We start from the raw sequence: 18,812 nt of genomic DNA, 5'->3' as shown, positions 1-18,812 counted from the left end.
AAGGCTGCTAATCACAGAATAAAAAGTAGATATGATGAGGGTGAGGAAATATCACCCTTTTTTTTATACCAATTAATCAGAACTGACAATGACAGACTTTCGAGAAATTCCCGTATGGGAAAAAGCCCATGAACTCACAGTTGCTATTTATGAAATTACCAGAACCTTTCCCGAAGCGGAATTATTGGGTTTAACACAGCAAATTCGGTTAGCCTGTGCCGCAATTCCGATTAAAATAGCCCAAGGATGCGATCGCGATGATAAAACCGAACAAATCAACTTGCTGGTGTTGGCGAAGGATGCAGCGATTGAAGTGGAATATTATCTGCTGCTTTGTTATGAGTTAGATATGCTCACCCCATCTGATTACGATCGCCTGATTAGCAGTGTAGTGGAAGTCAAGCAACTTTTAATATCGTTTATTGATAAGCAGAGTCGGAACTTTTGAATACAGCAGTTATTAAACTTCTACCACAACACATCCAAATGATCCGCAGTCACGCCGAAAGAACCTACCCCAACGAATGCTGCGGAATTATCCTGGGTTATCTAGAAAATCAAATTAAAACCGTCGTCGAAATTATCCCCACCAAAAACGCCTGGAGTGCTGAGTCAGCGAACTTCGCCCCTAATACAGAACGCAGTGAAACCAGCAGATATGCGATCGCACCCCAAGATATGTTACAAATACAAAAATCAGCGCGGGATAAATCATTAAACATAATTGGCATTTATCACTCCCACCCTGATAACCCCGCAATTCCTTCCGAATGCGATCGCCAGTATGCTTGGCCTGCATACTCGTATATAATAGTTTCCGTTCAAAATGGCCAAGCTGGCGAACTCCTCAGTTGGAGTCTAAATGACCAGCATCAGTTTCAACCAGAGACAATTGATACCATAAATTTAGCTACTTAAGTTAAATAAACACATCATTTTTCGATAGTATTAATAATCCGCTCGTCCACAGCACAACTGCTATGTTAAATCCCAACCTGGATGAAATCCAGCTAACTAAAGACGACTACGAACGATACTCTCGCCACCTGATTTTGCCAGAAGTCGGTGTCGAAGGGCAGAAACGCTTAAAAGCCGCCAGTGTATTATGTATCGGTACAGGTGGTTTAGGTTCTCCACTGCTGTTATATTTAGCCGCAGCTGGTATCGGCCGCATTGGTATTGTGGATTTTGATGTTGTTGATACTTCTAACCTGCAACGTCAAGTAATTCACGGTACTTCTTGGGTAGGTAAACCCAAAATTGAATCTGCTAAAAACCGCATTCACGAAATTAACCCTTATTGTCAGGTTGATTTATACGAAACTCGTCTGAGTTCCGAAAACGCCCTCGATATTATTAGACCTTACGATATCGTGGTGGATGGAACTGATAACTTCCCCACGAGATATCTCGTCAACGATGCTTGTGTATTGTTGAACAAGCCCAACGTTTACGGTTCAATTTTCCGGTTTGAAGGTCAAGCAACGGTATTTAACTACGAAGGCGGGCCGAACTACCGCGACTTGTATCCCGAACCACCACCACCAGGGATGGTTCCTTCCTGTGCAGAAGGTGGCGTTTTGGGAATTTTACCCGGAATGATTGGTGTTATCCAAGCAACGGAAACTGTCAAAATTATTCTCGGTAATGGTAATACTTTAAGCGGTAGGTTATTGCTATACAACGCCCTAGATATGAAATTCCGGGAGTTGAAACTGCGTCCTAACCCCATCCGCCCAGTCATTGAACAGCTGATAGACTACGAACAATTCTGCGGTATTCCCCAAGCCAAGGCGGAAGAAGAAAAACAACAGCAAGAAATTGCTGAAATGACAGTGACAGAATTAAAAGCATTGCTAGATAGTGGTGCGAAAGATTTTGTCTTGTTGGATGTGCGTAACCCCCACGAATACGACATTGCAAAAATCCCTGGTTCGGTATTAGTACCACTACCAGATATTGAAAGTGGTCATGGTGTAGCTAAGGTGAAAGAAGTCCTCAACGGCCACCGTTTAATTGCTCATTGTAAGATGGGCGGTCGTTCTGCCAAAGCCCTCAGCATCCTCAAGGACGCGGGAATTGTTGGTACAAATGTCAAAGGCGGGATCACTGCATGGAGTCGAGAAGTTGATCCTTCGGTTCCTGAATATTAAGCATCATCTGTCAATCAAGCAGAAAAAATCAAAGGGGAGGTAATATAAATTACTTCCCCTTTCTCTGTTATGAGTATTGCGCGATCGCCTGCACAAGTCTTAAGGTTGTCAGTATTAGCGTTGACTTTAAACCCAATCTCTCAAGACAACCTTTGGGTGTAAATCCTGCGTCAAATCCCATAAGTACGATGATATGGTTTCAGCAAGGTCTTGGCTTGATAAACATAAACAATATTCACAACCTCTCCACCCCGACGCAATACTATTTGTTCAATTTCTTCCAAGCTGCGAAAATGTTGGCGATAACTAGCCATTAAATCTGTTCTCAAATTAAACGGCGCAGTCGTAATATATAGCGCGTCTTTTCCTACCCATTGTTCCGCCGTAGACCAAAAAGCAAAGCCACGGTTATCATTGCCAATATCAAAACAAGTAATCGGAATTTGTGCTAAAGGTTGCAACGCCATCGCAAGCGGGCCTGCTACATAATAGCGATTAGTAAATATAAAGCTAGAATTTTGCAGTGCAGTTTTCAAAACTGGAGATTCACGAAATTTTTCTCGTAGTTGTTGAACATCAATTAATTCTGTGGAAGGGTCATTCTTAACAGGTAAAAATCCACCCAATACAGCATACTGGCTAGGTTTTTGGAATATGCCGATGGTTAATTGCAGCAATAAAATCAGCATAATACTAGTAACCATAATTCCTGAACCTAACAGCCAGCGTCGCACCCAACGCGATGATTTCTGTTCCCAAATTACGACTTGCTGTCCTAATAATAAAGTAATTCCCCAAAATCCCGGCATTGCCCAAGCTGGTAAAATTTGCCGATATCCTCCAATAAAAGTGAAGCCTAAAATTAAAGGTAAAGATAGCCAGAAAATTAAGAGTTTAGCGGGATAGAAATCATCTTGATAAGTTAATGATTTTTGCGCCAAAATTTGTTGAATTCTTCTAATAACTGGCTGTAAACTAATATGCCATAGAGGAAAACCTATGGTGGGAAACAAATAAGCTACTTGAACTAAAGCAACTAAGAATACATTTATTAAATTGTAGCCACCTTGAGGTACGGCTCTGGCTGATTGAAAACTAAAAGATACCCAATCATGCTGCATATTCCAGAACACAATCGGGGAAATGGTGATGATAAATAATCCTAAACTGAACCATGCCCAAGGCGATCGCACTACAACCCGATGCGGCGGACTAGTTAGACAAAAACCAACTAACCCTAGTCCTAAAATAAACCCATGATATTTACTATTACAGGCCAAACCGACCAAAATTCCTAAAATGGCTAAACGGTAGCTGGGAACATACAAAGGCCTGCGGAAAAACTCAGCCACCGCACAATATAAACTAGCCGACCAAAACAAGATTAAGGGACTGTCTGGTAAACTCAATACACCAAAACCAACTTGAAAAATGGGGCTGATAGTAGCAATAACCAAAGTAAACACAGCCGCCTTGACAGAAAATATTCTTTGACTAGTTAAATATAAAAATATCAAACTACCTGTATAGCAAAGTATCGCGCCTAAACGAATGGTAAATTGTGAAACTTCTCCCGTTAACCAAGTTCCAAAACCAGTCGTGAGGGCGACTATAGCCGGATGATCAAAATAGCTCCAGTCGAGATGTAAACTGTAAATATAGTAATATGCTTCATCAAAGGTAGGGTAAAGCCAAAAAGCAATTATGGCTCTAAATAATAATCCTCCAACCAACAAAAAAAGCACTGATTGATGAGCTTTTTGAGTAAACCATTTTTGAGATATTTGCATTTATTTAGATTTTGTTTTTTCAAACATTTGCACATCGTAAAGATATTTATAATATTTTCCCTTTATACAATACAGCAAAAACAGAGTATTGCCTGTGCCAAAATAAAATGTATGTAAAATTACGGTCTTGACCAATGGCGTGGAATCCAGGGCAGCACTTATTTGGCGATCGCTACACAATCGAGAGACAATTAGGCGAAGATGGGATTACTCTGACTTACCTAAGTTGGGTTGAAAAACGTAGATGCAAAGCGGCTTCCCGCAGGCTAACCCAACATCCTCAAGACTTTGTTGGGTTTCGCTATCGCCCCACCCAACCTTTTATATTGAGGAAAGTATGAAACGACAAACGTTGAACAAACAACAGCCCGATAATAAAAATTACCTACAACCAAACCACTAAAATAAAAGCATACATCGATAAATTACATCGCCCTGACTATGACAACTGTAATTGCTAGACCTTCATCCTTGATTAGCAGTATCAGAATAGAAAAGCTGGATAAATTTAACCTATTCAAATTTAATGATGAACTGCAAGCACGGATGGAAGAACTTCTAGAACGCAAAAAAGCTGATTTACTAACTCCAGAAGAAGTTATCGAACTTGAAGAAATTGGCGAACTAGATAGAATTTTTACCCATATCAATGCAATGCTGGTAGCTCAGAACAATGATTGATGATGCTACTAAAGAAATTGTCCGAAAACGTGCCAACTATCTGTGCGAGTATTGCCATTCTCCAGAACGCATTTCCACAACAAGATTTACAGTAGACCATTTGATACCAAAGTCTATCGGTGGTTCTGATGAACTTAATAATTTAGCCTTGGCTTGTCGTCGTTGTAATGAGCGTCGCTACAACTTTGTCGCGGGATATGACTTATAGACTAACGCAGTAGTACCCTTATTTAATCCTCGTCAACAAATTTGGTCAGAGCATTTCTTTTGGTCAGCAGATGGTAGGACAATTATTGGAGTTACCCCTATCGGTAGAGCAACCTGCAAGCGACTTGATATGAACGACGATCGCTATCCAGAAGATGACTCGATTCAATGTGCGCGGAGTTTTTGGGTTAAAGCAGGTTTACATCCCCCTAGTCAAGATCCAAGAGAAAGCTAGGCGATAGGATTATATTGAATAATACGACATATTAACAACCAAGACTTCAGACTTCAGACTTTAATGCCCTTTTCCAGCACCTAAATACAATTCGCCCACTTTTGGATCTGTTAATAATTCTTGACCAGGGCCAGAAATCGCATCTCGCCCAGATTCCAATACATAACCGCGATGTGCCATTTCTAGGGCTTTACGCGCATTTTGTTCTACCAGTACGATCGCAGTACCACTTTGATTAATTTGTTTAATCTGCTCAAATACTTGGGTGACAAGAATTGGAGATAAAGCTGCCGAAGGTTCATCCAACAGTAATAAACTGGGTTCTAACATCAAAGCTTTACCCATTGCCAGCATTTGCCGTTCTCCTCCAGAGAGTGTACCAGCCCGTTGCTTGCGGCGATCGCTCAATTTGGGAAACATTGCAAATATTTTATCTTTTACAGGCTTCAGAGGTGCATTACTCACAAACGCCCCCATTTCTAAATTTTCTTCCACACTCAAAGAAGGAAAAACATTAGCAATTTGGGGTACATAGGACAAGCCTTTCTTGACAATTTGATTTGACTTTAGTCCAGCAATATTCTCGCCCTTAAAGGTAATTGTGCCTGTATGGGGTGTTAACAGACCAAAAATAGTTTTTGCCAAGGTGGACTTTCCCGCACCGTTGGGGCCAATTACTGTCACCAATTCTCCAACTTCTACCCGAAAATTCACACCTTGCAAAATATCTACATCTTTGATGTAACCAGCATGGACATTTGTAACTTCGAGTATTGGGGCAGAGTGATCAACTGAACCTGACATACAATCCTTGAATTAATTGAATTTTATGATGCTACGCGATCGCGTAAATTTTAACTTGAGTTTGCAAAATAACGTTTTGACCTCTCTCCCAAACCTTCTCTTTGTCGGCTAAGGTGTACACACAAGTCGAAAATTTTCATGTCCAAGCCATCCCCACCTAGAACTAAAGTTCCAGACTCATAGCCAAAGTCTACTTCAGGAGACTGGAATCAATTTCTCTTTGTGTCCTCTTTAGCGGACTTGTACTATGAGACTCTAAATAAATTCCGAAGCGGGACTGTAACCTGTAACCTGTAACCTGTAACCTATCACCTATCCATTTTTGCGACGGTGACGTACTGCCAAAAATATCCCTGCCAAAGATAATACAGCTAGACCACTCGGTTCCGGAACAGGAGGTGCTGGTTGTGAGATAATTACTTCCCCACTTGCTAACTCACCATTGTCGCCAACTTCACCGATGTAAAGATATAGCGGACTAGTGGTAGTAACAGGACTTTTGAATTTAAATTCAACTTGACCATGATTTCCCAAGCTGAAAAACCCAAAAATTCTTTTAGGGTCAGTAGTGGCGTTAGCATCAAAATTTCCCAATGTAGCCACCGCATGATTGACATTACCACCTGTAGTCCCAAACAATTCTGGCGATGTAGGCGAACGCTGGCTTCCAGGGGTGAAGATAGTTCCGGTAGGACTAAAATCAAAAACATCTAATAAATCTGCTGCGGAAATGTTTCTGGCTGCGACGGCGCTGTCAACAGCAACGTAACTCAGCTTAATGCCATCTAAATCAAAACCAGTAACATTACCCGGAGAGCCAGCAGTACTATCACTAATATCTTTAATTACAATAGAAGCAATCTCACCAAAGCTAATTGCCGGAATTTCCGCCCTTAGAACGGCGGTGGTTGCAGGAGAACCACCTGTGACCCCTGTTAGCTTAGTAAAGCCAAGCGCGATCGTTGCGGCTGTTGCACTTTGACTTGAAATCAAGCTAATAGCTAACGTAGCTATACTAGACGTTAAAAAATTAACACTAGGAAAACTACTTAGTTGTTTCATGAATTTTAATATCTTTTTTCAGAGAAATACAAATATCACTTATCTGTCAGATTTAGCTGAGGATGCTAACTGAGGTAATTAACTAGAAAGTTTATCAGATGTGATTAAGAAGATATCAAAATTATATAAATTTTTTATACGTAAGCCTTAAGTACTTAAGAGTTTGCTAGACAGTAAATCGAGAAGGGTGTGAGAGTGTAAAGGTTCTGTACACCTACACTCCTACACCCTGTTCTCAAACTTTAGTTTTTTTGCGTAAGTTCTACGGAACTCTAGCTAGGTGTTTTCTGCAAATCGGGTCGTTCTTCTTGAACGATCGCACCTGTGACGGGGCATACTTGGAAACATATTCCACAATCAATACAGGTAGAAAAGTCAATCCAGTACCAATCAGTTCCTTGCACATTTTTGCCTGGCCCTGGATGGATGCAGGCTACAGGACAAGCATCCACACAATCGGCAACACCTTCACAAACATCAGTCACAATTGAATGTGGCATTTGATAGATTCCCTCTCTTTAGTGATCAAGTCAATGGTTATTGGTCATTGGTCATTAGTTATTTTTATTTACAAATGACAAATGATTATTGACTAATACTTTCTATTGTGGGTGAGCCATCGGCTTTAATCCAAGCGATTTGAGCAATTCGGCGATCGCTGGCATACTGACGAATAGCTTGTGCATCTCTTCCCCCTAGTTCCATTTCCACTATGACTAAGTGAGTAGAATCTCGGAGTTTTTGAGCATAAGCAAAAGCCGCGGCTTCTGCACTTGCGGTTTCTGGTACTACTAACCAGTTACTAGCAGGGATATCTTGGGGTAATTGCTGGCTCGATAGCAGAACTTGGTATACATCCTCAATATTGAGGACAAAACCAATTCCGGGGATGTTTTCGCCTTGGGGATGATACAGTCCTAAAAGTTGGTCATAGCGACCACCCCGCCCTAAAACTGTGGCTGGATGATCGCGGTTGTGGACAATTTCAAAGACAATACCTGTGTAATAGTCAATGGTTTGGATCAAACTCAGATCCAAGATGATGGGAAACTTTCTTTCTGATTCCAGTAACTCTACCAGCGATTTCAGGTTATTGACAGCTGCTTGCTGTTCTGCATCCAAACCCAGACTACTGACTTTTTGTAATACATCTTGACTTTTACCCCGCAGGTCGAGCATGATTCTGGCGCGATCGCGTAAATCCTCACTCAAGGGCAAAGTATCGATAGTCACGCGGTCAAGGTGAGCGATCGCTTGACGTACTTTTGCTTGTAAATTAGCCGGAAAAGCCTGTAAAAGCGAGCGAGTAATTCCCGCTTCGCCTAAAACTATTTGCCAATCTCGCAAACCCAGCCCGTCTAAACAATCACCCACCAACAGCAGCACTTCAGCATTAGCCCGCAGTCCGCCAACACCTAAAAGTTCCACACCAGCTTGATAAAACTCTTGCTGACGATTGTGGCGATTTTCCCAAATTCGCCGGAAGACATTGGCATGATAATAAAGTCGTTGCGGATAAGTGACACCTTCCATACGCGACACTACAGCACGCGCAATCGAAGCTGTCAATTCTGGACGCAACCCTAGTTCTTCATCTTCAGAATTTTGCAGTTGAATCACCATCTGGCGTTGAATTGCTTCCCCCGCCATCAAAGTGTCCATCCGTTCCAGCGTTGAGGTAATAATCTTGTGATATCCCCAACGATGGAACACTTGTTGTAACCTATCTTCAATCCAGCGTTTTTGAGCTACATCTAAAGGTAATAAATCCCTTGCTCCCGCTGCTGGTTGATACACCATTATTTTTTATTCCCACCAAACAAACCGCCAAATAAACCTCCACCTCCTGATTTATCTGGTTGTGTCCCAGTTTTGGCAGATGGAGTTGCTTTAGAACCACCGGATTGTTGACCCAAAGCTTTATCTATTTTAGGTTTCCATGCGCTCGCTGTTTGGTCATTCGGGTCTAATTTTAAAGCATTGTCAAAATGAATCTTGGCCATTTTGAGTTGATTTTGCTTTAAATAAACCAAGCCAATCAAACTATGACAGCGGCTACTCTTGGGAGCCAGTTTCAGCGCGTCTTGCAATTCAACTTTCGCTTGAGCAAATTGGTTTTTCTCAATTAAAGTTTGCGCCCGCCGAATATATTGTTCTACGGCTGCGTCTTCTTTGGGGGGCGCTGGTGGTGGGGGTGCAGCAGCTGTATTTGGGGCTGTGTTAGCCGTTGGTGGGGGAGATTTAGTTGCAGTTGCTTGATTAGAGAACGCTTTACCAGCACTCCGCATTAAATAAACCAAGTTCAACTCGCTAATTTGAGCAACGATAGGGATTACTTGCTGTAAGGAAGTGAATTGAGTTGCAGCAATTTTAGCGATCGCAGTTTTATAGGAATGATCAATATTGGGCGCAGCCGCCAATTGTCTAGCTAAATCAGTGGTAAGCTCGATCGAGCTTGACTCTTGTACCAAACGCTTACCCATTTGGGACAAAATTACCATATATTCTGTGCGGGTGCGATCGTTAGAGAGTGTTTCATAAGCTGGGTTCACCAACTTCGACAATAATTCACTAGCTAACTTTTTTTCTCCAGGCGTAGCGGAAGCATTACTGTCGGGATGCAACCGCCGCGCAATTTGTAGATAACGCTTCCGAATGTCTTTTACGTCCGCATCCACGGTAACGCACAAGACTGCGTGATGATCTATAAAGTCATATTTAAACAATCCACGATCTATTTTTAGCGACATAGGTTGGTTTTGTACCAAAGGAGTCATAAGATTCCTTCTAGTTTACTTCGCTCACTCAGTGGATTGTCAGTAGCAATTTTTCATTTATTCCCTAGCTAAGAGTCAATAGTTTCTATGATCCTCACACTGAGGTTAGAAACGTCTTTTTAGCAACCAGCAATTTAATCTACGGACTACACCCAGTGCTTAAATAGTAGCTATAGCAAGCTTTATGTCCTAAAAAGCTAAAAACAGTCTGTTTTTAGGCTACACTGAGCAATTTATTATGGACAGATTGAGTATAATTTTACTGTGAAATTTTAGACATTGAGTTTGAATATTTTTTCATCATGTCAATTCAATCGCCATTCCTCAAGGTTGTTCCTGATGATTGGTAATGACAAAGCGCAAAAGATAGATAAATCACAATCGCCTCAATCGCCTAAATAGTGCAGCAAAATTGATTCCAACTGCACTATCCGAATTGGCTTCACAAGATAGTCATACTTTTCTAGTTGTAGATTATTTAATTCTGGGCAATCATTTTTTGGAACACCCATAAATACTACAGCCATATTGAGCAATTCAGATTCTGCCTGCAATGCTTGTAGTAGTCTTATATTGTTATTTGCTAAAAATTGTGTATCTAGTAAAAGTAAACTTGGCTGAAAATTTTTAATAGTTGCTAAAACTTTATCTTGATGATTTATCCATTCTACTTGGTAGCCAAGAATTTGGAGATAATCTTGTAAAAATATCCCGATATTTTCTTCTGCTTCAGCAATTAAAATGCGTTTCTGCACTACTTGATCTGCTAACGAAGAAAGTTCATGAGTATCTTCTTGGCTCAGATTTATTTCTGTGATTAAATCTACTTGTTCTGGAATAAATAAGGTAAAGCGGCTACCTTCTCCTAATTTTGATTCGACAGTGACATCTCCACCATGCAAGCGTGCTAATTTACGTGTTAAGGCTAGTCCTAAGCCTGTACCTTCATACTGACGATTTAATTGACTATCTAGCTGTTTAAATGGTTCAAAAAGCAGATGAAATTGACTATTATCTATACCAATACCAGTATCAGCAACAGTAAATTTAATACCTTCAGGAACTTTTTTAATTTCTAAACTTACCTGACCTGTTGGTGTAAATTTAATTGCATTGGTCATTAAGTTAATTAGCATTTGTTTGCAGCGCCGAATATCAACTCGACAAATTTCTGCCTGTGGGTCAATTTCGCTGATCAGTTTTAACCCTTTTTCTTGAGCTTGATCACTGACTGTCGAAAGGGCATAATTACATAAGTCTAATACAGATACCGTTGATAAATGTAATTCTTCTTTACCTGATTCTACTTTTGATAAATCTAGAATGTCGTTGATGATTGCTAATAAATGTTCGCCGCTACTATATATACAACTAACATATTCTTGTTGTTTCTCATTTAAAGCACCAACCATTTCTTGTTGTAATAACTGCGATAAGCCCATAATGGCATTTAAGGGAGTTCGCAGTTCATGGCTCATTGTTGCTAAAAATTCGTTTTTGGCGCGATTACCCGCTTCTGCGGCTGCTTGAGATGCACGCAGCTTTAACTCTGTTTGTTTGCGTTCTGTAATATCTTCAATAATTGCCAAGAAAAACTCTGGTGTTCCATTACTCCCTGGAATCATGGAAATTGAGAGTTTAGTCCACACTAACTGACCATTTTTGTGGCGGAAGTGTTTTTCTATTTCAATGCGATCGCGTATTCCTGCTACTAGTTGTTTATATAGCTCTAAATCTCCTTTCTGGGGCGCAATATAATCGATAAAATACTTTCCATAAATTTCTTCCCGGCTGTATCCCAACATTTGAGATAGCCTGGGATTCACATCTACTATTTTTGCTTGGATATCTGCAATTCCAATCCCCATTGATGAACGCTCAAAAATTGCGCGAAATTTTGCTTCACTTTTACCTAAAGCTGCTTGTACAATGTGGCGATCGCTGGCTTCTATTGCTAAAGCAACAAAATCAGCAATTGAACTTGCAAAATTTTCTTCTTCAACAGTCCATTGGCGCATTTCACCAAAGTGTTCATGACAAACTACCCCTACTACACGTCCTCCTAACCAAATCGGCGCATCTAGTAACGATGCAATGCCAAATACTTTTAAATAAGATGCTGCTAATTCTTGGGTTCTTTGGTCGTTAATCGCATCATTTATAGCTAGACTGCGTTCCATTTCCAAACTTTGGAAATAATTAGGATAATTGGCTTTTAATAAAGTCTGACCTGATATATGTATGTTTTTCCGCGTATCATACAAATTAATACACTCAATGGCAGTGTTATCAGCAGTGTATAACCATACACCTACTCGCTCAACCGACAGTGTTTTTGCTGCTACCTCTGTAATTTCTTGTAGTGTTGCCTGAAGATTGCCTGTTTGGAATGTTTTACTCCTCGCTAACTGCACTAAGGATTGGATTTGTTTGCGCTGCTCATTGTCTCTAGTCTGCACAATCTCTGGTTGACCATCATTAACCACTGCTAACTGCATCTAATACACCTGTTAAGTAATTACCATGTCTGAGGGAGTTATCACAAAAACAGAACTATCTTTTATAACTACAAATACTCTGGAGGATTTTTCAGAACAGGATAGTATATTTTTTTTCATTAAACTCTTTGGGTACAGTGCAATACTTATTACTAAAATTACATTATTATTAGTTATCCAACTTTGGCAATCCTCTTGTATATAACTACGTACGGAATCGCTATTTGTTAAAAATTTTATGATTTTAAGACATCATTTCCATATAGCTACTATGCTATTAACCAGCTCATATAGTTACAAGATGCTTTTTATCAACAAATTTATGATTGATGCCTCATACCTCATACCATAGAAGGCAAGATAATAGCATCACTCCTGAAGACGATATCTCCTAAAATTAAAGGTAATCACTATCAGAATATTTTGATTTATGCCACTTTCTCAAATAGTCAATTTGCTCAGTTAATCATAACGCTAATAAATTGCGCCATTCTCCTACAGAAAGATACTTAATTAGTTGAAGTTTGTAAAAATTTAACTGGTAGCAGATGTTCGGGAGATAAAGTAATGACTAATCGCAATCTCAGAATTGTCTCTTTAATACCAAGTGCAACGGAGATTTTAGCCACACTAGGCTTAACTGATGCAATTGTAGGGCGATCGCATGAATGTGACTATCCGCCAGATATTCAAAAAATTCCTATATGTACTGAAGCACGCTTTAATACTGATGTGCCTAGCAACGATATTCACACTAAAGTCAATGATTTATTGCAATCAGCGTTGAGCATTTATCACATCAAAACCGATGTTTTAGAGCAGTTGCAACCAACTCACATTATCACCCAAGATCAATGTGATGTTTGTGCCGTCAGCTTACCAGAAGTGGAAAAAGCTGTTAGTAATTTCATCTCAACTTCACCAAAAATTATTTCTTTACAACCTAATCTTCTACAAGATGTTTGGACTGATATTGAACAAGTTGCTCATATCTTTGATGTAGACTCAGTAAAATTACTGGAAAATCTAGAGGCCAGAGTTAAAATCATCCAACAAAAAATTCAGGGGTTGGCACTCAATGAACTGCCAAAAGTTGCTTGTATTGAGTGGACAGATCCTTTGATGACAGGGGCAAACTGGATTCCCGAATTAGTCAACTTCGCAGGCGGACAATCGCTGTTTAGCCATCCCGGTAAACCTTCTGCAACCTTAGAATGGCAAACATTCATCGCCAGTAATCCAGATGTAATTGTATTTATGCCTTGTGGCTTTGATTTAATTCGCACTCGCCAAGAAGCTGAATTACTAACTCAACGTTCCGAATGGCAAACACTCCACGCCTGCAAAACAGGTAGAGTTTATATTACTGATGGTAATGCTTACTTCAACCGTCCTGGCCCAAGATTAGTTGACTCTTTAGAAATTCTGGCAGAAATTTTGCATCCAGAAATTTTTGACTATGGTTACAAAGGTACTGCTTGGGAAATTTTGTAAAAGTGCTGAGTCATGATTTTTTAGGTAGTCTAAAAAACAAATTGAATAATTTTTATTAACTCAACAAACCTCTATCGCCCTTGTCCTCCTTGTCGCCCTTGTCCCCCCAATCTTACCCCCTCTAAATAGCCACATGATTGAGCCACTCAATTAAAGGTCTTAAAGTTCCAGGTAAAGCGGCTTCACTGACAATGACTGTGTGCTGTTTATCGTTATCTTCTACAGTTAACCTATACTGAAAGCGATCGCTCTGGGGATTTGGCGAGGGAATTTGTGCAGGTAAGCGAAATAAATCTGCTGCTTGGACTAATAATGGTAGTTCTTTAGCTTCCTTTGGTGGAAGATTGTTGGTGTCTAGGGTTGTTTTCTTCGTTATTCCAGCAAAGCCACCTGTGCGTTCAAATGTGATCCGCATTGTTTTGCTCTCCGTTGTATACAAAAACTGGGAGAAAAAACTATCTTCCCCCAGTTTAGCAACAATGAAAAGAAGTCAGAACAGAACTGACGCACGAAGATTGTCTGTTGAGACTGGGTGTGGGGGTGAATGGGTATAGGGTGTAAGGGTTTTGAAAACTTACACCCTTACACCCTATACTCTTACACCCTATCCCTATTACTATCTACACAGTCTGTTCTGTATTCTGGCTTCTGACTCCTGAATTCTGCTTAAATGACTCCTACTTTTTGCCAAGCATTCTGTACAGCTTTTTGTTCTGGACTATCTGTACCGTAGAGTTCTCCTGCAACTTGGATGGTGACGTTAGCGGCGGTTTTAAATTGTGCTTGGTTACGCAAGCGATCGCGTAAAGCAATGTACCAGATTTTCCCAGCTTTTTCCCAAGCGTAACCGCCAATTTCCACTGCGGCTAAATAAAAAGCATAGTTAGGGATACCAGAATTGATATGCACACCCGCATTATCTTCCCAACCAGTATATTTATCGCGCATATGGGCTGGTTGCGGATCTTTGCCCAACACAGGATCATCATAAGCTGTTCCTGGGGCTTTCATCGAGCGAATCCCAACACCTTTAACACCAGGCGCTAAAAGACCTTCACCAATAATCCAGTCTGCTTGGTCGGCGGTTTGATTTTTTAATCTTTGTTTGACCAAGGAACCAAAAACATCTGAAAATGATTCGTTCAAAGCCCCTGGTTCACCATAATATTGCAGACCAGCTTCGTATTGAGTTACTCCATGTGTTAACTCATGCCCAATAATATCAATACATTTTGTGAAGCGTTGGAACAGTTCGCCATCGCCATCGCCGTAGACCATTTGATCACCGTTCCAAAAGGCGTTGTCATATTTAACACCATAGTGAACGCTAGAGTCTAAACGCAAACCCTTGTCATCAACTGAATTGCGTTCAAATACTTCATAATACAAGTCATAAGTAGCACCAGCAGCATCATAAGCTTCATTGACTGCTTCATCAGTGCTTGGCGGATCACCTTCACTACGTACTAAAGTACCGGGAAGTTGCTGTCCATTTTTCGCGTCGTAGATAGTGCGTCGCTTCTCACCTGGAGAAGGAGAGAAGAAAATATTCCCGACAACATTCCGTCGTCCTCGGAACTGTGCGGAGACGTTTAACGTATGAAACGCCCAAGAACGTTGCTGCGGATTACCATTCACAGCCACATGCTCTAGCATGTGAGGTGGCAAAATACAACAAATAGGACATCTTGTGTAAATTGAATGCTGAAATTGAAAACCTGATGATTTTTTCTTACGCGCCATATAAGATATTCTCCTTCAAAAAAAACTAAGCGATCGCTATGCTAATTCATGCAATCAACATATCCTCTAGAAATAATTTTTATTGACTTTTCTACTAGTTTTTGGATATGTCTGTCCAGCATCTATAATACTGAGTCACAAAACTTAAAACCTGTCATTTTAGCCTGAGTGTTTGCACCAATCAATCACAACTATCCACAGAACTTGCAGGGCTAAATGATAGTTCCTTTTAAGAACGATTATGCTATTTCCTCAAGCTCTTTTACAGGATATTTCCTAAATATTTTATTAAGCTTTGTTGCATATATAGGAATTTTTACGACTTGTTAAACTGGTAATGAGTGTGTTGCAAATAAAGTTTAAATATAACTTGCCAATTTAAATTATTTGGTAACATAGTATCCGCCAAATCAAAGACTTACATTCAGCAGCTACCAATTGTTAAGGCTAAATTTCGGAAAAATTTATATTAATTTATCTTATAAAAATTCAGTCCTACCTTAGTTCATTTTTGGCTGGTTGGCAACTTCGTTAATCTAGCTACGTATTAAATAGTGAAAATGATAATCAGTATATTTCTTATATCGTTTTTAACTAGTACATAACGGCGTAAATAGAGTAATTATTCTAAATAAATGTAAAGCCTATTTAATAATATTTTTGACTTCACAGGAGTACAAGTACAGGTCGGAGTAAAGAAACAAACCGTAAGAAATTTCTAAAAGGTTTGTGGTATCGTTATTATTTCTTTTTCCTTTTGCCTTGTTTTACTAGCCATTTTTCTAGGTGAAATTCTCCCCATTTTTCCGATGCTATGTCTGGATATAAAGCGACAAGATAGAAGCATCACAAAATATTGGCGGAGAACTTTATGTCTTCATTGCAGGATTTTTCCAACAGTTTAGCGGATATTGTAGAACAGGCTGGGAATACTGTAGTGGCTGTTAATGCGGGTAAACGTCTTTCTTCCAGTGGTATTCACTGGCGTAACAATATCATTGTGACTTCTGATGAATCTCTGGGGCGTTATGACGAAATCACGGTAACTCTCGCAGATAGAAATACTATACCAGCGTTATTTCTTGGTCATGACCCTAGTACTGATATAGCTGTTTTTCAACTACAAAATGCAGCAATTCCAGTTGCACAAATTGGTGATGTCACCAAACTCAAAGTTGGTCATTTAGTTTTGGGACTAGCTAGAAGTAGCGAAGGTGATATCCGGGCGGCGATGGGGGCGGTGAGTGTAGTTAGTGGGGCTTGGCGGAGTATGAGTGGTGGTAATATTGACCAATTTATCCGCCCAGATATCACGCTTTACCCTGGTTGTGCTGGCGGGGCGCTAGTAGACGCGGCTGGTTATGTGGTGGGAATGAATACATCAGGAAGGCGCGGTACGGCTTTGACAATTCCTGCTAGTACAGTTGAGCGTGTAGTCAATCAATTACTGACTAAAGGACACATTTCTCGCGGTTATTTGGGTGTAGGTATGCAGCCTGTACGCTTACCGCACAACTTGAAAAATAGTTTAAATTTACCAACAACAACGGGGGTAATTGTTGTCAATGTGGAATCATCTAGTCCGGCTGACAAGGCAGGTGTATTGCTGGGGGATGTGTTGGTAAAATTGGATAATGTAGCTGTCAGCGATACAGGCGATGTCTTGGCACTACTAAATAATAGCGATCGCATCGGTAAACTCATCAAAGTGCAAGTTGTCCGGGGTGGGACATTAGTTGAATTAGATATTGTGGTTGGCGAACGCCCCGTTGAGTAAGCAATTTCTCAGGATTTCAGGCAAATATGATTACACAATTCAATGATGAACTGTCCGCAGTTGCTGCTAAACTGCGTCAAAGCACAGTCAAAGTTAAAAGCGGTGGGTTGGGAGTTGGTTCTGGGGTAATTTGGCAAGCAGACGGGTTGATTATTACAAATGCTCATGTGGCGACCAGTCAGCAGCCGACTGTAGAATTATCTGATGGTAGGGTATTTACGGCTGTGCGATCGCACTTTAACCCACAGCAAGACTTAGCCGTACTCAAAATTTCTGCAACTAACTTACATCCTGCCACCATCGGTAATTCTGATACATTGCGAGTTGGTGAATTAGTTTTGGCTGTAGGTAATCCTTTAGGTGATGATGGTGCATTCACAATGGGGATGGTTCACAGCAATCATAAATCAGCCGTCATCGCAGATTTACAGCTTTATCCTGGTAATTCTGGTGGATGTTTAGCTGATTGTCTGGGGCGAGTTGTTGGGATTAATACAATGATTGTCAACGGTTTGGCGGTGGCAATTCCCAGCAACACTGTTAACTGTTTTCTGAGTGGTAGTCCTCGTTGGCAACTCGGAGTCACCTTGCAACCTGTGGTTTTAGACAGGCTCAGTCTCGGTTTATTGGTATTATCTATAGTTCCTGGTAGTGTGGCAGAAACTGTTGGTTTGCAAATTGGCGATATCTTAATTGGCGTTGCAGGACGGTTATTCACTCGACCTGATGACTTGGCTAAATATCTGCATCACAACCAAGAGTCTATACCATTACAAGTGCGGCGGGGGAGAAAGCAATTTATTATTGACATTGCCCAGAAAACCTCTGTGGAGGCGACATGATCCGAGTGGTGGTCATTGCTGCTTCTGTGGTAGTGCAGGTGGGTTTGTCATCGCTGATCAATGATCATCCCCAACTAACTGTGGTGGGAACAACATCAGATTTGGAGACATTCACCAAGGAATTTGAACAACTACAACCAGATGTATTGCTGTTAGATTTCAGCAGCCATCTTTCATCAACTTGGACAAAATTGCAACTGATATCAGAACAACAAATTTTGCTGATTACAGAAGATATCGAGAGTATTGACCTAGAAATTGGCTTACGTTCTGGTGTTCGGGGAATATTACCCAGTACTAGCACAGAAGCGGAAATTACTGCGGCGATCGAAGCGATCGCATCGGGTTTGATTGTGCTGCACCCAGATTATTTAGAATTACTCCCTATACGCGAAAAAGTTGTGGCTAACCCTGTGCAAACTTTGACACCCAGAGAAATCGAGGTGTTGGGAATGTTAGGTTCTGGGTTGGGTAATAAAGCGATCGCTAAACGTCTACAAATTTCCGAACATACGGTAAAGTTCCATGTTTCATCCATCTTTCAAAAGCTGGCTGTTTCCTCCCGCACCGAAGCGGTGACAGCTGGTGTCAGACTGGGCTTAATTATGCTGTAGTGGGAGGCAGGAGAAGTCAAAAGTAAAAAATGAAAAGTCAAAAGTATTCTTCATTTTTGCCTTTTTACTTTTGCCTTTTGACTTACCGCTACGCGGTTGAGGCAGGAGGTAAGATTTTTACTATGCTTGGTGCGA

At 40.6% G+C, this 18,812-nt stretch carries 19 protein-coding genes; 10 read left to right on the top strand and 9 right to left on the bottom strand.

Annotated features, from left to right (window positions below; all coding sequences use genetic code 11):
• Window positions 1-88 precede the first annotated feature (88 nt).
• The 3 genes from H6G75_RS01005 to moeB all read left to right on the top strand — a co-directional run bounded on the left by H6G75_RS01005 (window position 89) and on the right by moeB (window position 2,153).
• A complete protein-coding gene (locus tag H6G75_RS01005) occupies window positions 89-448 on the top strand; it encodes a four helix bundle protein (protein ID WP_190592917.1) in 360 nt (119 codons plus the stop codon).
• On the top strand, window positions 445-918 hold the full coding sequence (locus H6G75_RS01000; protein WP_190978145.1) for a Mov34/MPN/PAD-1 family protein: 474 nt from the start codon (window positions 445-447) through the stop codon (window positions 916-918). Before H6G75_RS01005 ends, H6G75_RS01000 begins: the two co-directional genes overlap by 4 nt.
• 62 nt (window positions 919-980) lie before the next feature.
• A complete protein-coding gene (gene moeB / locus H6G75_RS00995) occupies window positions 981-2,153 on the top strand; it encodes a molybdopterin-synthase adenylyltransferase MoeB (RefSeq protein ID WP_190978144.1) in 1,173 nt (390 codons plus the stop codon).
• Between the two features lie 170 nt (window positions 2,154-2,323).
• Here the strand turns inward: moeB and H6G75_RS00990 are convergent, their stop codons facing one another.
• The gene (locus tag H6G75_RS00990; RefSeq protein WP_190978143.1) at window positions 2,324-3,943 is read right to left on the bottom strand and encodes a glycosyltransferase family 39 protein; all 1,620 of its coding nucleotides are present in this window, start codon (window positions 3,941-3,943) and stop codon (window positions 2,324-2,326) included.
• A 134-nt stretch (window positions 3,944-4,077) separates the two neighbouring features.
• Between H6G75_RS00990 and H6G75_RS33860 the strand changes: the two genes are divergently transcribed.
• From H6G75_RS33860 to H6G75_RS33740, 3 genes are all read left to right on the top strand, one after another.
• Window positions 4,078-4,284, top strand: a complete 207-nt coding sequence (locus H6G75_RS33860) for a hypothetical protein (RefSeq protein WP_397331160.1) — start codon at window positions 4,078-4,080, stop codon at window positions 4,282-4,284.
• A 100-nt stretch (window positions 4,285-4,384) separates the two neighbouring features.
• Entirely contained in the window at window positions 4,385-4,624 is a 240-nt protein-coding gene (locus H6G75_RS00980; protein ID WP_190978142.1) for a hypothetical protein, read from the top strand.
• Window positions 4,617-4,832: an HNH endonuclease gene (locus H6G75_RS33740; RefSeq protein ID WP_190978141.1), complete on the top strand. Its 216-nt coding sequence runs from the start codon at window positions 4,617-4,619 to the stop codon at window positions 4,830-4,832. Before H6G75_RS00980 ends, H6G75_RS33740 begins: the two co-directional genes overlap by 8 nt.
• Window positions 4,833-5,126: 294 nt before the next feature.
• Here the strand turns inward: H6G75_RS33740 and H6G75_RS00970 are convergent, their stop codons facing one another.
• The 6 genes from H6G75_RS00970 to H6G75_RS00945 form a co-directional block, all read right to left on the bottom strand.
• Complete coding sequence (locus tag H6G75_RS00970) at window positions 5,127-5,870, bottom strand: ABC transporter ATP-binding protein (protein WP_190978140.1); 744 nt, start codon at window positions 5,868-5,870, stop codon at window positions 5,127-5,129.
• Between the two features lie 312 nt (window positions 5,871-6,182).
• Window positions 6,183-6,932: a PEP-CTERM sorting domain-containing protein gene (locus H6G75_RS00965; protein ID WP_190978139.1), complete on the bottom strand. Its 750-nt coding sequence runs from the start codon at window positions 6,930-6,932 to the stop codon at window positions 6,183-6,185.
• A gap of 272 nt (window positions 6,933-7,204) precedes the next feature.
• On the bottom strand, window positions 7,205-7,432 hold the full coding sequence (locus tag H6G75_RS00960; RefSeq protein WP_062298355.1) for a ferredoxin family protein: 228 nt from the start codon (window positions 7,430-7,432) through the stop codon (window positions 7,205-7,207).
• Window positions 7,433-7,517: 85 nt separating this feature from the next.
• Window positions 7,518-8,732 carry an ATP phosphoribosyltransferase regulatory subunit gene (locus tag H6G75_RS00955; RefSeq protein WP_190978138.1) on the bottom strand — a complete coding sequence of 405 codons (1,215 nt, stop codon included), beginning with the start codon at window positions 8,730-8,732 and terminating at the stop codon, window positions 7,518-7,520.
• Window positions 8,732-9,682, bottom strand: coding sequence for a J domain-containing protein (locus tag H6G75_RS00950; protein WP_190978137.1), 951 nt, complete (start codon window positions 9,680-9,682; stop codon window positions 8,732-8,734). The genes H6G75_RS00955 and H6G75_RS00950 overlap by 1 nt, the downstream gene beginning before the upstream one ends.
• 413 nt (window positions 9,683-10,095) lie before the next feature.
• Complete coding sequence (locus H6G75_RS00945) at window positions 10,096-12,207, bottom strand: ATP-binding protein (protein ID WP_190978136.1); 2,112 nt, start codon at window positions 12,205-12,207, stop codon at window positions 10,096-10,098.
• 567 nt (window positions 12,208-12,774) lie between these two features.
• On the opposite strand from H6G75_RS00945, the gene H6G75_RS00940 reads away from it, so the two are divergent.
• The gene (locus H6G75_RS00940; protein WP_190978135.1) at window positions 12,775-13,701 is read left to right on the top strand and encodes a cobalamin-binding protein; all 927 of its coding nucleotides are present in this window, start codon (window positions 12,775-12,777) and stop codon (window positions 13,699-13,701) included.
• A gap of 121 nt (window positions 13,702-13,822) precedes the next feature.
• Here H6G75_RS00940 and H6G75_RS00935 read toward each other — a convergent pair whose 3' ends face one another.
• Both H6G75_RS00935 and H6G75_RS00930 read right to left on the bottom strand, forming a co-directional pair.
• A complete protein-coding gene (locus H6G75_RS00935; protein WP_190978134.1) occupies window positions 13,823-14,116 on the bottom strand; it encodes a protealysin inhibitor emfourin in 294 nt (97 codons plus the stop codon).
• Between the two features lie 251 nt (window positions 14,117-14,367).
• Window positions 14,368-15,444 (bottom strand): M4 family metallopeptidase, encoded by a 1,077-nt coding sequence (locus H6G75_RS00930; RefSeq protein WP_190978133.1) that lies wholly within the window; start codon window positions 15,442-15,444, stop codon window positions 14,368-14,370.
• Between the two features lie 871 nt (window positions 15,445-16,315).
• Between H6G75_RS00930 and H6G75_RS00925 the strand changes: the two genes are divergently transcribed.
• Genes H6G75_RS00925 through H6G75_RS00915 form a run of 3 tightly spaced genes read left to right on the top strand, consistent with a single transcriptional unit; the run spans window position 16,316 to window position 18,677 of the window.
• On the top strand, window positions 16,316-17,221 hold the full coding sequence (locus H6G75_RS00925; RefSeq protein ID WP_190978132.1) for a S1C family serine protease: 906 nt from the start codon (window positions 16,316-16,318) through the stop codon (window positions 17,219-17,221).
• A gap of 26 nt (window positions 17,222-17,247) precedes the next feature.
• Window positions 17,248-18,063 (top strand): S1C family serine protease, encoded by an 816-nt coding sequence (locus H6G75_RS00920; protein ID WP_190978131.1) that lies wholly within the window; start codon window positions 17,248-17,250, stop codon window positions 18,061-18,063.
• The gene (locus H6G75_RS00915) at window positions 18,060-18,677 is read left to right on the top strand and encodes a response regulator transcription factor (RefSeq protein WP_190978130.1); all 618 of its coding nucleotides are present in this window, start codon (window positions 18,060-18,062) and stop codon (window positions 18,675-18,677) included. The genes H6G75_RS00920 and H6G75_RS00915 overlap by 4 nt, the downstream gene beginning before the upstream one ends.
• Window positions 18,678-18,812: the final 135 nt, after the last annotated feature.

It is taken from the genome of Nostoc sp. FACHB-280 (assembly GCF_014697615.1).
GTDB lineage: Bacteria > Cyanobacteriota > Cyanobacteriia > Cyanobacteriales > Nostocaceae > Nostoc_B.
This window is presented reverse-complemented; position numbering and strand designations above follow the sequence as displayed.